Annotated in this window: 13 protein-coding genes; 10 read left to right on the top strand and 3 right to left on the bottom strand. The window is 61.9% G+C overall.

What is annotated here, in order from left to right; genetic code table 11:
* Positions 1–20 precede the first annotated feature (20 nt).
* The 10 genes from R3175_RS14680 to der all read left to right on the top strand — a co-directional run bounded on the left by R3175_RS14680 (position 21) and on the right by der (position 10,579).
* Positions 21–1,169: an IscS subfamily cysteine desulfurase gene (locus tag R3175_RS14680; protein ID WP_318945073.1), complete on the top strand. Its 1,149-nt coding sequence runs from the start codon at positions 21–23 to the stop codon at positions 1,167–1,169.
* 72 nt (positions 1,170–1,241) lie between these two features.
* Entirely contained in the window at positions 1,242–1,670 is a 429-nt protein-coding gene (ndk, locus tag R3175_RS14675) for a nucleoside-diphosphate kinase (RefSeq protein WP_318945072.1), read from the top strand.
* 66 nt (positions 1,671–1,736) lie between these two features.
* The gene (gene rlmN, locus R3175_RS14670; RefSeq protein ID WP_318945071.1) at positions 1,737–2,849 is read left to right on the top strand and encodes a 23S rRNA (adenine(2503)-C(2))-methyltransferase RlmN; all 1,113 of its coding nucleotides are present in this window, start codon (positions 1,737–1,739) and stop codon (positions 2,847–2,849) included.
* Between the two features lie 28 nt (positions 2,850–2,877).
* A complete protein-coding gene (pilW, locus tag R3175_RS14665; RefSeq protein ID WP_318945070.1) occupies positions 2,878–3,681 on the top strand; it encodes a type IV pilus biogenesis/stability protein PilW in 804 nt (267 codons plus the stop codon).
* Complete coding sequence (locus tag R3175_RS14660) at positions 3,671–4,690, top strand: RodZ domain-containing protein (RefSeq protein WP_318945069.1); 1,020 nt, start codon at positions 3,671–3,673, stop codon at positions 4,688–4,690. Before pilW ends, R3175_RS14660 begins: the two co-directional genes overlap by 11 nt.
* A 40-nt stretch (positions 4,691–4,730) precedes the next feature.
* The gene (gene ispG / locus R3175_RS14655; protein WP_318945068.1) at positions 4,731–5,849 is read left to right on the top strand and encodes a flavodoxin-dependent (E)-4-hydroxy-3-methylbut-2-enyl-diphosphate synthase; all 1,119 of its coding nucleotides are present in this window, start codon (positions 4,731–4,733) and stop codon (positions 5,847–5,849) included.
* 52 nt (positions 5,850–5,901) lie between these two features.
* Positions 5,902–7,182, top strand: coding sequence for a histidine--tRNA ligase (gene hisS, locus R3175_RS14650; RefSeq protein ID WP_318945067.1), 1,281 nt, complete (start codon positions 5,902–5,904; stop codon positions 7,180–7,182).
* 97 nt (positions 7,183–7,279) lie between these two features.
* Positions 7,280–7,936, top strand: a complete 657-nt coding sequence (locus tag R3175_RS14645) for a YfgM family protein (protein ID WP_318945066.1) — start codon at positions 7,280–7,282, stop codon at positions 7,934–7,936.
* Positions 7,936–9,096 (top strand): outer membrane protein assembly factor BamB, encoded by a 1,161-nt coding sequence (gene bamB, locus R3175_RS14640; RefSeq protein ID WP_318945065.1) that lies wholly within the window; start codon positions 7,936–7,938, stop codon positions 9,094–9,096. Before R3175_RS14645 ends, bamB begins: the two co-directional genes overlap by 1 nt.
* 58 nt (positions 9,097–9,154) lie before the next feature.
* Positions 9,155–10,579, top strand: coding sequence for a ribosome biogenesis GTPase Der (gene der / locus R3175_RS14635; RefSeq protein ID WP_318945064.1), 1,425 nt, complete (start codon positions 9,155–9,157; stop codon positions 10,577–10,579).
* A gap of 27 nt (positions 10,580–10,606) precedes the next feature.
* Here the strand turns inward: der and pta are convergent, their stop codons facing one another.
* The 3 genes from pta to R3175_RS14620 form a co-directional block, all read right to left on the bottom strand.
* Positions 10,607–12,757 carry a phosphate acetyltransferase gene (gene pta, locus R3175_RS14630; RefSeq protein ID WP_318945063.1) on the bottom strand — a complete coding sequence of 717 codons (2,151 nt, stop codon included), beginning with the start codon at positions 12,755–12,757 and terminating at the stop codon, positions 10,607–10,609.
* Positions 12,758–12,803: 46 nt separating this feature from the next.
* Positions 12,804–13,997, bottom strand: coding sequence for an acetate kinase (locus R3175_RS14625; RefSeq protein WP_318945062.1), 1,194 nt, complete (start codon positions 13,995–13,997; stop codon positions 12,804–12,806).
* A 26-nt stretch (positions 13,998–14,023) separates the two neighbouring features.
* Positions 14,024–14,281: EAL domain-containing protein (locus tag R3175_RS14620; RefSeq protein WP_318945061.1), on the bottom strand; the 258-nt coding region annotated here is incomplete at its 5' end.

Genomic DNA, 14,281 nt, shown 5'->3' with positions numbered 1-14,281 from the left:
CCGATCCGAACCTGTAACCTATGAAGAAACCTGTATATATGGATTATGCGGCCACGACGCCCGTAGATGGCGCCGTTGCCGAGGAAATGGCCAAGTACCTCACCGTCGACGGTGTGTTTGGCAATCCGGCGTCACGGTCCCATGGCTTTGGCTGGCAGGCCGAGGCGGCGGTGGAGGGGGCCCGCCGCCAGGTGGCCGAGCTGATTGGGGCGGACCCGCGGGAAATCGTCTGGACTTCCGGCGCCACCGAATCGGACAACCTGGCCATCAAGGGCGCCGTGGAAGGCAAGGACAACCCCCATGTCATTACGTCGCTGATCGAACACAAGGCCGTACTGGATAGCTGCAAGTGGCTGGAAGGCCAGGGTTGTCGTGTCACCTGGCTGGAGCCCGATGGCACCGGTCGCGTGTCCCGTGACCAGGTGGCGCAGGCGCTCACCGACGACACGGTGGTGGTCAGCCTGATGCTGGTCAACAACGAACTGGGCACCATCACCGACGTGGCCGCCATTGGCGAGTTGCTGCGGGAGCGGGGGGTGATGTTCCATGTTGATGCCGCCCAGGCTGCGGGCAAGATGCCGGTGGATGTGGGCGTGCTGAAGGTCGATCTGATGTCCCTGTCGGGGCACAAGGTCTATGGCCCGAAGGGGGTGGGTGCCCTTTATGTCCGTCGGGCCCCCGGCGTCCATATTGAGGCGCAGATGCACGGCGGCGGTCACGAACGGGGCATGCGGTCCGGCACCCTGCCAACCCATCAGTTGGTGGGGATGGGCAAGGCGTTCGCGCTGGCTAGAGAGCAGATGGACGAGGAAGTCCGACGCCTGGAAGCGCTGCGCTCCAGATTCCTTGAGGGAATCCAGGCCCTGGACGGCGTGCTGTTGAATGGCCACCCGGAGTCACGGGTGCCGGGCATCCTCAACCTGTCTTTTGACGGTGTGGAAGCCGAATCGCTGATGCTGGGGCTGAGGGAGTTGGCGGTGTCTTCCGGATCCGCCTGTGCCTCGGCGACCCTGGAGCCCTCCTACGTGCTCCGGGGCATTGGCCTGAGTGACGAGCAGGCCCATCGCGCACTGCGTTTTTCCATCGGACGCTATACCACTGACGAGGAAGTTGATTTTGCCGCTTCGCAGGTGGTTGAGGTGGTCAACCGTCTTCGCTCTGTCCGGTAGGCAGTGGCCTCCGGACTGCGTATAATCCCAACCCTGAATTTTTATCCTGAACCCTGAACTTGGAGACAAACCATGTCAATCGAGCGCACGCTCTCTATCGTCAAGCCGGATGCCGTTGCCAAGAACGTAATCGGTGAGATCTACAGCCGTTTCGAAAAGGCCGGGCTGAGCATTGTGGCTGCCAAAATGAAGCACCTGACTCAGGAAGAGGCCGAAGGCTTCTACGCTGAGCACAAAGAGCGTCCCTTCTTCGGTGATCTGGTGGCCTTCATGACCTCCGGCCCCGTTGTGGTTCAGGTTCTGGAAGGCGAGAACGCCATCCTGAAAAACCGTGACCTGATGGGGGCCACCAACCCGAAGGAAGCGGAAGCCGGCACCATCCGCGCCGATTTCGCGTCCTCCATCGACGCCAACGCGGTTCACGGTTCCGATTCGGCGGCGTCTGCGGAGCGTGAAATCGCCTACTTCTTTAACGACAACGAAATCTGCCCGCGCGGCTAAGTCGTTGTTACAGGGTCGGCAGGATGGCCTGTTCGACCCTGTTGGTTATCTGATCGAGGTTCTCTGATGACAACCCCTGTGGAAAAGACCAACCTGCTCGGGATGCCCAAGGGCAAGCTGGAGGCTTATTTCGAGTCCATTGGCGAGAAGCGTTTTCGCGCCACCCAGCTTCTGCAGTGGATGCATCAGCGCGGGGTGGATGACTTCGATCAAATGACCAACATCAGCAAGTCCCTGCGAGAGAAACTCAAGCAGGTGGCTGAAGTGCGAGGGCCCGAGGTAGTCTACGACGAGACTTCCAAGGATGGCACCCGCAAATGGGTCATGCGCATGGACAACGGCAACAGCGTTGAAACCGTGCTGATTCCGGACGGTGAACGCGGCACCCTGTGTGTGTCATCGCAGATCGGTTGTAGCCTGGATTGCACCTTCTGTTCCACCGGCAAGCGGGGTTTCAATCGCAACCTCACCGCGGCGGAGATCATCGGTCAGGTGTGGGTGGCCCGCCGCGCCTTCATGCCTTTCGAGGACAACTCCGATCGGCCAATCACCAACGTGGTCATGATGGGAATGGGGGAGCCGCTGCTCAACTTCGATAATGTTGTCGATGCTATGAACCTGATGATGGAAGATCTGGCTTACGGCATTTCAAAACGCCGGGTCACCCTCAGCACCTCAGGCGTGGTTCCGGCGCTCGACCGGTTGGGCGAAGTTACCGATGTTTCACTGGCCATTTCGCTCCATGCCCCCAATGATGAGCTGCGTAACCAATTGGTGCCGCTCAATAAAAAGTACCCGATTGCGGAGTTGCTGGCGGCAACGCGACGCTATCTGGCCAACCTGCCGGACAAGCGCAAGGCCACCATCGAATACACCGTCATTGAAGGGGTGAATGATCAGCCCCAGCACGCCCGGGAGCTGGCGAAGCTGCTCCGGGGACTGCCGTGCAAGATCAACCTGATTCCCTTTAATCCGTTCCCGGAAAGCGATTTCCAGCGGCCGAAAATGACCGCGACCCGGCGTTTCCAGAACATTCTGAACGAAGCCGGCTATATCACCACGGTGCGTACGACCCGGGGCGATGATATCGATGCCGCGTGTGGCCAGCTGGTCGGTCGGGTGGAAGACCGCACTCGCCGTAGCCAGCGCTATATCGCGGTGCAACAGGTAACGCCGTAGGGTGAACGACAATCCAAGGATCCGATTTGTGACCAAGTTCAACGGTGCGATTAAACGAGTCTGTGTCAGTGCCTTGTTAACAGTCGTGCTGGCGGGCTGCGTGACCACGACGGACAGCCGGTTTGCCCGGGAAGCGGATCGGGAGAAGGCGGTGAACAGCTACATTCAGCTGGCCACCGCCTACGTGGGAAAGGGGAATATTGACCGTGCCCGGGTTCACCTGGAACGAGCCCTGGAGCTGGAGCCGGACAGCGCCGGTGCGCACTCGGTGATGGGGCTGGTGTACCAGTCCGAAGGCGAGGGCCAACTGGCGGAGGAGTCGTTTCAACACGCCTTGGAGTCCGATCCGGGGTATACCCGCGGTCGGGTGTTCTATGGCGCTTTCCTTTTCGGCCAGCAACGGTATGCCGATGCCCGTCACCAGTTTCAACGGGCCGCGAGCGATACCGGCTACGCAGACCGGGCCTCAGTGTTTTTCAATCTTGGGCTAACGGAGGAACGGCTGGGGAATGTCGGGCCCGCCGCCGCAGCCTACCGCCGTTCGGTGGAGTTGAGCCGGGGCGATGCTAACTCGCTATTGGCGTTGTCGCGCATGCTCGTTGAACAGGGCAAGTATGACGATGCCGCCGGTTACTACGAGCGGCTGACGATGGCGATGCGCCGCAACCCGGAGATGCAGCACTCGCCGCAGAGCCTGCTGACCGGTATTCGGATTGCCCGCCACTTCAGTGACCGGGATCGGGAATCCAGCCTGGCGCTGTTGCTCAAGAACAAGTACCCGGATTCAGCCGAATACAAACAATACAAGGTGTTGAGTTCTGATGTCGAATGATGAAACCGTAGCTCCGCCACCAACCAGCCCATCAGTGGGCAGTCAGCTTAAGGTGGCCCGCGAAGGCAAGCGACTGGAGGTCGCCGATATTGCCAAGGCCCAGCATTTGCGCCCGGCGATTATCCAGGCCATTGAGGACGGTGATTTCGGGGAAATCGGCAGTGAACTCTTCCTCAAAGGCTACGTCAGAACCTACGCCAGCCAGGTTGGATTGAATGCAGAAGAACTGATTGCCCAGCTCGACCGGGAATTAGAGCCACTGCGCCAGGAACGGGAGCAGCAGCGCCAGAACCACCCGCTGGTGACCATCGAAGAGCGCAAGCAACGCAAGCAGAGAGTGGCCAAGGGGCTGCTGTTTCTGGTGTTTGTACTGGTGGCGGTGTTCATCGGTTACAAATTGTTCATTCAGGATATTACAGGCACCGGCGGGTTAACCGCGTCGCGGGACGAGGCCGGTCAGTCGGAATCCAGCCCTGCCACCGGTAGCGGAGGGGTTGCCGAGGCCCAGGTGCCGTTGGCGGAACAGATTCCGGCCTTGCCGCGAGAGGCCGCTGATGCGTCAGAGTTGGCGGAACCCAGCGCGGAGCCGGTGGTCGAGCCCATGGGGACTGAGCCTGTTGCGCCGGTCCCCGTTACCGGGGATGCTTCCACAACGGAGCCGGCGCCCGGAAGCGAAGCGGGCCCAAGTACCGCAGAGACGGTCGAACCGGCAACAGCGGTGGGAGAATCCCAGCCTGTGGCGCAACCGGTTGCAGACGCTGGTGAGGCCCGGCTGCTTGTCACCTTTACCGCAGACTGTTGGGTTCAGGTGACTGATGCGGATGGCCGGCGCCTGGCTTCCCGGTTGCGTCGCTCCGGCGACCAGTTGGATGTGTCCGGGACCCCGCCGTTGCAGGTGGTCATCGGCGCGGTGGATGCGGTTAGCTCGATCAGTTTTCAGGGCCAGCCGGTCGACCTGAGCGGGTTCCGGGTGGTCAACAATCGCGCCGAGTTCACCCTGGGCAATTGATATCGGCGAATATTTCTTTGAACAGTCTGGTTAACCCTTTATGAAACAGGAATCTCCGATCAAACGACGCGTCTCGCGCCAGATCATGGTAGGCAACGTACCGGTGGGTGGCGATGCCCCCATTGCCGTTCAGAGCATGACCAACACGAACACCTGTGACGTGCCGGCCACCGTCAACCAGATTCGTGCCATTCAGGACGCCGGAGCGGACATCGTCCGGGTATCCGTTCCGTCCATGGAGGCGGCCGAGGCGTTTGGCCAGATCCGTCAGCAGGTGTCGCTGCCGCTGGTGGCGGACATCCATTTCGATTACCGGATCGCGCTTAAGGTGGCCGAGTACGGCGTGGACTGCCTGCGAATTAACCCCGGCAATATCGGTCGCGAAGACCGGGTGTCCGCCGTTATCAGCGCTGCTCGGGACCGCAATATTCCGATCCGTATTGGCGTCAATGCCGGGTCGCTGGAAAAGGACCTGCAGAAGAAATATGGTGAACCGACGCCAGAGGCCCTGGTGGAATCCGCCATGCGCCACATTGACATTCTCGATCGCCATGACTTCCAGGATTTCAAGGTCAGCCTGAAGGCGTCCGAAGTGTTTATGACGGTGGCCGCCTATCGCAAGATCGCCTCACAGATCGAACAGCCATTGCACCTGGGGATCACCGAAGCGGGCGGCTTCCGCTCCGGTACGGTGAAATCGTCCATCGGTCTGGGTATGTTGCTGATGGACGGTATCGGCGACACCATCCGGGTGTCCCTGGCAGCGGACCCGGTTCAGGAAATCAAGGTGGGCTATGACATCCTCAAGAGCCTGCGCCTGAGAACCCGCGGCATCAATTTCATTGCCTGCCCCAGCTGTTCCCGTCAGAACTTCGACGTCATCCAGACCATGAACGATCTGGAAGCCCGTCTGGAGGACATCAATGCGCCACTGGATGTGGCCATCATCGGTTGTGTGGTGAATGGTCCCGGAGAGGCCAAGGAAGCGGATGTCGGCCTGACCGGCGGCAGTCCGAAGAACCTGTTCTATCTCGCGGGACGCCCGGACCAGAAATTGGACAACGCCACCCTGACCGACGATCTGGAACGGCTGATCCGGGAAGAGGTGGCCCGGCGTGCAGAGCAGGAAGAGGCCATCATCGCCCGATCCGACGGTTAGGCTCCGGTCTCCAGGTAACGACGCAAACAGACTTCGACAGTAAGGTTTTCCCTTGGCAAAGATTCAGGCTATTCGCGGGATGAACGATATCCTGCCCGAACAGACTCCGGTTTGGCAGTACGTTGAGGAGACGGTACGCCAGGTATTGACGGGTTACGGCTATCAGGAAATCCGGATGCCGGTGGTGGAACAGACGGATCTGTTCAAACGCTCGATTGGTGAAGTCACCGATATCGTCGAGAAGGAGATGTACACTTTCGACGACCGCAATGGCGACAGCCTGACACTGCGTCCGGAAGGCACCGCCGGTTGTGTTCGCGCTGCTGAAGAGCATGGCCTGTTGTTCAATCAGAGCCGTCGGCTGTGGTACATGGGGCCCATGTTTCGCCATGAGCGTCCTCAAAAGGGCCGTTACCGCCAGTTCCACCAGATTGGAGTGGAGTGCTTCGGCATGGACGGCCCCGATATCGACGCCGAACTGCTGGTACTGACGGCACGTTTGTGGCGGGCACTGGGCCTGCACAGTCACACCCGGTTGGAAATCAACTCCATTGGCACCTCGGAATCCCGCAAGCGTTACCGCGAAGCGCTGGTGGCCTACCTGTCCGATTTCCGTGACCGACTGGACGCCGACAGCCAGCGCCGCTTGACCACCAACCCGCTGCGGATCCTGGACAGCAAGAATCCCGAAACCCAGGCCATCCTGCAGGACGCTCCGAGCCTGGACGACTACATGGACGAGGAGTCCCAGCTGCATTTCAGCCGGCTGAAGGCGCTGCTCGATGCCGCCGGCATCGAATACACCGTCAATCCCCGTCTGGTGCGTGGCCTCGATTATTACGGAAAAACCGTATTCGAATGGATCACCGACAGCCTGGGGGCGCAGGGTACGGTGTGTGCCGGCGGCCGCTATGACGGTCTGGTGGAACAGCTGGGCGGCAAGCCGACCGTGGCAGTCGGTTTTGCCATGGGGCTGGAGCGGTTGATCCTGTTGCTGGAGACCCTCGATCTGGTGCCCGCGTCCGTTAACAACGATGCCGATGTCTATGTAACCGCCCTGGGCGAGCCGGCGGTGGCTACGGCGCAGCGAGTCAGTGAGCAGGTTCGCTCGGCGCTGCCGGGGCTGACAGTCGTCACCCATTGCGGCGGCGGCAGCTTCAAGAGCCAGATGAAGAAAGCGGATCGCAGCGGTGCCCGGGCGGCACTGATTCTTGGTGACAACGAGGTTCAGGCCGGAACCGTGGGGCTGAAGCCGCTGCGTTCCGACGCAGGGCAGCAGGAAGTACCACAATCCGAGGTGATCGAAGCGCTTCGCAAGCTGCTTGATCAGTAAAGACGCAGAAAACAGGGGGCCTGGCAGCAGCCTGGGGATCCGTGGATCCGGCTGGGCCAGCCCCAAGCCAGAATAATTGACGATAACAGGAGACAGCATGGCCGAGTTGCGTACCGAAGAAGAACAGATTCAGGCGATCAAGGACTGGTGGAAGAAAAACGGCAGCTCTCTTCTGATCGGCATCGGTGCCGCATTGGCAATCGTGTTCGGCTGGCAGGCCTGGCAGAAGCAGCAGGTCCAGGAGCGCAGCGCGGCAGCGGCGGAGTTCTCCAACCTGCTGAGTGCCTACGGCGATCAGTCGGATGAGAACCGGGTTGAGACCATCAGCTACGTGGCCAACCAGCTGCAGGAAGAATTCGAGGACAGTGCCTACGCCATCTACGGCAACCTGATCCTGGCGCAGCAGCAGTTGGTGGAGCAGGGCGATGCGGAGGCGGCGATCGCCTCGCTCCAATGGGCCCACGAGCGCGCTCAGGATCACCCTGCGCTTGAGCTGGTGGTGCGTAGCCGGCTGGCCCGCGCCCAGTTGGCCAACGGCCAACTCGATGACGCCCTGGCCACGGTGCGGGGGGCCAGCAACCCGGGCAGCTTCAAGGCGCTGCTGGCAGAACTGGAAGGTGACATCCTGATGGCGCAGGGCGACCGTGAGGCAGCGGGTGAGGCCTATCTGTTGGCCCGACAGGAGAGTCGAACGGGCCGTAACGGCGTTCTTGAGCTGAAACTGGCCGATCTGGGCATTGGGGAGGGTTCCTGATGCTCAGTGGGCTTGGCCGGTTCTGGCTGACCGGGACTGTTGCCGCGGCTGCCGTGCTGACGGCCTGCAGCTCCCAGGATACCTTTGAGCAGCCGGCTCCGGTACCGGAGGTCGTCGAGGCGGTGGAGTTTGACGAAGTTTGGACCATGCGCGTGGGCGAGGGCCACGAAGAGCAGCTCATGCAGTTGGCCCCGCTGGTCATGGGCGACACGCTCTATGCCGCTGCCGCCGATGGCACCGTGGTCGCCACTCAGGTGGACAACGGCAAGGTGCACTGGTGGCGTTATCTCGAAACCAACCTGCTGGCCGGTGTTGGCGGAGACCGGGAGCGCCTCTGCCTGGTGACTGGCAATGCCGAGCTGGTCGTGCTGTCCCGCGAGGACGGTTCGGTTCTGTGGCAGACGTCGCTGCCGAATGAGGTGATTGCCTCCCCGCGTTCCAATGGCGAGATAGTTGTGGTTCAGACGGTCGACGGGAATGTCCTGGCCTTTGACGCCGCCTCGGGGAACAAACGCTGGCAGTATGATGGCGTGGTGCCTGTACTGAGCCTGAGGGCCGCGGCGGCGCCGCTGGTGGGCAGCGAGATGACGCTGGTGTCGTTTTCCAGTGGTCGGCTGTTTGCGCTGGCGTCCGATTCCGGACAGCCTTTGTGGCAGTATACGGTGAGTGAGCCTCAGGGACGTACCGAACTGGAGCGTCTGGTCGACGTGGCCAGCGAGCCACTGGTGCTGGAGTCGGCGGCACTGGTGACCGGGTATCAGGGCAAGCTGGCCCTGGTGGACCTGCGTAGTGGCCAGGAAATCTGGAGCCGCGAGAACTCCAGCCTGCAGACACCGGCCATCGCTGGCGGCAATATCTACGTGGCCCAGTCCAACGGCCATGTGGTGGCCTACGAAGGTTCTACCAGGCAGGTTGTCTGGACCCAGGAAAAATTGGCCTGGCGCCAGCTTTCCCGTCCCGTGGTGCTGGGCAACTACCTGCTGGTCGGGGACTTTGAGGGTTATATCCATGTGATGTCTCTTGAAGACGGCAAGTTGTTGGGACAACTGGAGTTTGACGACGAAGGCCTGTGGGTTCCCATGCAACGCCTTCAGGACAGGCTGCTGGTCTATGGCAACAGCGGCAAGTTGAGCCTCTTTGAACTGAACGAGCGCGACTGAGCGCCCACGGCCGGAGCAAGATGACTCCGGCCTTCCCATATCTGGATACTCGAACGTTATGACGCCTGTAATCGCCCTGGTGGGTCGCCCCAATGTCGGCAAGTCGACCCTGTTCAACCAAATGACCCGCTCCCGGGATGCGCTGGTGGCCGATTTCCCCGGCTTGACCCGGGATCGCAAGTACGGCGAGGGGAACTACGAGGGTCAGCGCTTTATCGTGATCGATACTGGTGGGTTGACCGGCGATGAGGAGGGCATTGACGCCGAGATGGCCCGCCAGTCTCTGCAGGCGGTCGAGGAAGCCACGATTGTGCTGTTTCTGGTGGACGGCAAGGTTGGGCTGACGCCAGGCGATGAGTTGATAGCGGACCATCTGCGGCGGATGGGCAAACCGGCTCACCTGGTGGTTAACAAGACCGATGGCCAGGACCCGGATGTTGCCGCCAGTGACTTCTTCAGCCTGGGCTTTGAATCCACCTTCCTGATCGCCGCGTCCCACAACCGGGGTATCCGGTCACTGCTGGAGGCCCTGCTGCCGGAGATCGAGGCAGAGGCGGAAGAGGATCGGGCGCAGAAGTACCCCGGTATCCGCATCGGCATTGTCGGCCGCCCCAATGTGGGCAAGTCCACCCTGGTCAACCGTATGCTGGGGGAGGAACGCGTGGTGGTGTACGACATGCCCGGCACCACCCGAGACAGCGTCTACATTCCCTATGAGCGACAGGGCAAGGAATACACGCTGATCGATACCGCCGGCGTGCGGCGGCGCAAGAACGTTCGCGAGGCGGTGGAGAAGTTCTCCATCATCAAGACCCTGCAGGCCATCGAGGACGCCCATGTGGTGATTCTGGTGATCGATGCCCGTGAGGGGCTGGTGGACCAGGACCTGCACCTGATCGGCTTTGTCCTGGATGCCGGTCGGTCGTTGATCGTCGCGGTGAACAAGTGGGACGGCATGGATCCGGAAGACCGGGCCCGGGTCAAGGAGCAGGTCCAGCGTCGCCTGGATTTCCTCGATTATGCCGACAAGCACTACATCTCGGCCCTGCACGGCTCGGGCGTCGGGGTCATGTACGATTCGGTGCAGGCCTGCTACGACTCCGCCATGGCCAAGTGGCCCACCAACCGGCTTACCGCCATCCTGCAAGATGCCAGTACGCAGCACCAGCCGCCAATGGTACAAGGCCGCCGCATCAAGTTGCGCTACGCCCATCAGGGCGGCTCAAACCCGCCGATCATCGTGGTCCACGGCAACCAGACGAATGCCCTGCCAGGGGCCTACAAGCGCTACCTGGAGAACACCTTCCGCCGGGTGTTGAAGGTGACCGGAACGCCCATCCGTTTCGAGTTCCTCAGTGGCGAGAACCCCTACGCGGGTAAGGTGGACCGCCGCACCCCGCGGCAGAAGGTCAAGCAGGAAAAGGAGCTTCGTCAGGGCAAGCGCCCCAAGAAGCCCCGGATGAAAAGCAAGAAACGCCCTTAGTCGCTGCCTGCCCGTGCCGACGTGTGCTCACACGCCGGCATCGGCCACCTGCTTGGCCTGCACCGCGGTCAACGCGATGGTGAAGACGATGTCGTCCACCAGCGCGCCCCTCGACAGATCGTTGACCGGTTTTTTCAGTCCCTGCAGCATCGGTCCGATACTGACCACATTGGCACTGCGCTGGACCGCCTTGTAGGTGGTGTTGCCGGTGTTCAGGTCGGGGAAGATGAACACCGTGGCCTTGCCGGCCACCGGGCTGTCCGGCGCCTTGCTCTTGGCGACACTGGCGATGGCGGCGGCATCGTACTGCAACGGCCCATCGATCAGCAGGTCCGGACGGCGCTGCTGGGCCAGGCGGGTTGCCTCACGCACCTTGTCCACATCCTGGCCGCTGCCGGATTCGCCGGTGCTGTAACTGATCATCGCGACCCGGGGCTCAATACCGAAGGCCAGGGCAGAGTCGGCACTCTGGATGGCGATATCGGCCAGGGCTTCGGCATCCGGGTCCGGGTTGATGGCGCAGTCGCCGTAGACCAGTACCTGCTCGGGCAGCAGCATGAAGAAAATCGAGGACACCACCCGGGCGTCGTCGTGGGTCTTGATCAGCTGCAACGCCGGCCGCACCGTGTTGGCCGTGGTGTGCACCGCACCGGACACCAGGCCGTCGGCCTCGTCCATCGCCACCATCATGGTGCCCAGGACCACATTGTCCTCCAGCATGGCTTCCGCCATGTCCGGCGCCAGCCCCTTGTGTCGCCGCAGTTCCACCATGGGTTGAATGTAATTCGCCCGTACCTCGGTCGGGTCGATCACTTCCAGCTCGTCCGGCAGGGTGAGGCCCTGGTTCTGGGCCACCGAGGCGATCTCCTCTCGGCGTCCGATCAGCACGCAGCGGGCGAGCTGACGCTGGTGGCAGAGAATGGCAGCCTGCACGGTACGGGGTTCGTTGCCTTCCGGCAGGACGATGCGCTTGTCCGCCGCCCGCGCCCGCTCGGAAAGCAGGTAACGGAAGGCCGGGGGCGACAGCCGCCGCTGACGCTGGAGGCTCAGATGCTGTTGTAGCCAGTCGGTATCGAGTTGGGTGGCCACCGCTTCCATCGCCTGTTCAATACGCTCGGGATCGTCCAGGGGAATCGATGGGGTCAGGCTCGCCAACTGGTGGGCCGTCTCGAAGGTGTTGTTGGTGGCAGCCAGCACCGGTAGCCCCGTGCCCAGAGCCTTGTTGCACAGCTGGATGACCCGGTCGTCAGGAGGCAGGTCTCCGGTTAGCATCAGGCCGGCGAGGGGCACGCCATTGAGCGCCGCGACCGCCGTGGCCAGCATAATGTCGTCCCGGTCGCCGGGGGTCACCACCAGCGTGCCGGGTTTCAGGGTATGGGCCATGTTGCGAATGGTGCGCGCGCAGACCGTCACCTTTCGCACCCGCCGTGTGGCCATTTGACCTTCGTGGAGCACCGGGCAGGCCAGTTCCCGGGCAATGTCGGACACCCTGGGCGCCAGCAGTTCCGGTTGCCACGGGATCATTCCCAGCAGGCGGAACCGCTCGCTGGTGAAGACCTGGCACTGGCCGGGATAATCCGGCACTTGCTCGGTGGTCTGGGCATTGACCCGCGGAGTGAACTCCGAGCGTTCCGGCTCGCCCACCTTGTTGAGGATGACACCGATTACATCCGGGTCGGTGGGGGCGGCAAACAGCCGGGCGGAGAAATCCAGCTGGTCGTCCAGTTCCCTGGGAGAGGCGTCCTGTGGGGCGCTGACCAGAATCACTTCCGCCCCCAGGTTGCGGGCCACTTCCACATTGAGGCGGGCGATATAGGCTTCGCTACGGTCAGGTACCAGACCTTCGATGATCACCACATCCGAAGCATTGGCCACCTGCTGGTACTGGGCCACCACTTCTTCCATCAGCAGGTCGGACTTGCCCTGGTTGAGCAGTTTCTGGGCCCGTTTGAGATCGATGGGTTCCGGGGGCTCGATCTCGCTATGGGCGCCGATAAAGGCCACCGACGCATCGCGATGCCCGTTATGCTGCTGTACCGCCAGGCTCTCCGGCTGGGCGAAGGGCTTGTAGAAGCCCACACGCACTCCGACCCGGTCGAGGGCTCGGTGTAAACCCAGGCACACCGAGGTGAGCCCGCTGTGTAGTGCCGTGGGGGCAATAAATAGATTCTTGGCCATCGTTTGTCCTTAACTGTGTGGCGTATTGATCACGGAGTCGTTCTGTTCAGCCCGAGCGTTGACCATGGTCGCGGGCGGACCGGGCGATAACCAGCTCTTCGTTGGTCGGGATGACCAGAATCGGGAAGCGGCTGTCTGCGCCACTGATCCGCTGGTCATTCTGCCGGCCATGGCTTGCGTTGGCCGCCGGCTCGAGCCGGAATCCCATCAACGCGAGGTGACTGAGGGTCTGGGCGCGCACCGGCGCGCTGTTTTCACCAATGCCGCCGGTGAACACCAGGGCATCGAGCTTATCGAGCGACGCCATCATCGCGCCGATGTAGCGGGCCAGGCGAAAGCAGAACACGTCGATGGCCAGTTGGCAGCCTGCGTGGCCTGCTTCGGCCCGTTCGCCGAGGGCTCGCATGTCGTTGGTTTCGCCGGAGAGCCCGAGCAGCCCGCTGTCCTGGTTCAGGGTTCGGTGTACTTCCTTGGCGGACAGCCCCTTGCCCATCAGGAAGTCGAACAGCCCGGGATCGATGTCGCCGCTGCGGGTGCCCATCACCAGGCCTTCCAGGGGTGTCAGGCCCATGCTGGTGTCGACGCTGCGTCCGTCTCGGATGGCGGTGATGCTGCAGCCATTGCCCAGGTGTGCCGAAATGATCGACGTCTGTTCCACCGGCTGGCCCAGTAACCGCGCCGCCTCGCTAGCCATGAACTGGTGGCTGGTACCATGGAAGCCATAGCGGCGAACGCCCCAGTCCCTGTAGAAACGGCGGGGGAGCGCGTAATGGAAGGCCTTTGGAGGTAGGCTCTGATGGAAGGCCGTATCAAAGACCGCTACTTGTGGCACCTCTGGGAACAGCGTCCGCGCGGCATCGATACCGACCAGATTGACGGGGTTATGCAGAGGGGCGAGGGCGGAGCACCGGTCGATGGCCTCGATCACCTCAGCGGTGATGAGTGCGGCGTCGGTGAAGTCCTCGCCACCGTGCACCACGCGATGGCCAATGGCCCGCGGGGCGGCCTGAAGAACACCCGCGGACCGCAGGTGCTCGATCAGCGTCACCAGCGCAGCGTGGTGATCGGCGTTGGCCGGCAAGGGCACCGGCTGCTGATCTCCCATGTGCACCTTCGCGGTGGCGTTTTCGGTATTCAGGCGTTCGGCCAGGGCGGTCGCACGGTTTTCCAGGTTGCCGTCAAAAATCGCGAGTTTCAGCGACGAGCTGCCGCAGTTGACCACGAGTATGCTGTCATCCATGGGGAAACCTTCCTGTTTGAGCGGGATTACATCTGGGCCCGATGATTGCTGCGTAGCCAATCCTCGAACTCGAGTTGTGGGGCAGGGCGGCTGTAGAAATAACCCTGGGAATAGTCACAGCCCTGTTCTTTGAGAAAATGGGTTTGCGTTTCGTCTTCCACGCCTTCGGCAATCACCTGGAGGCCAAGACTGTGGGCCATGTTGATGATCGCCTTGACCAGGGCGGCGTCGTCCTGCTCCTTCATGACATCGCGAATGAACGCCTTGTCGATCTTCAGGGTGTC

The organism is Marinobacter sp., from assembly GCF_033722735.1.
Taxonomy (GTDB): Bacteria; Pseudomonadota; Gammaproteobacteria; order Pseudomonadales; family Oleiphilaceae; genus Marinobacter.
Note: the sequence above shows the minus strand (reverse complement) of the source record. Positions and strands in the feature narration are given on the sequence as shown.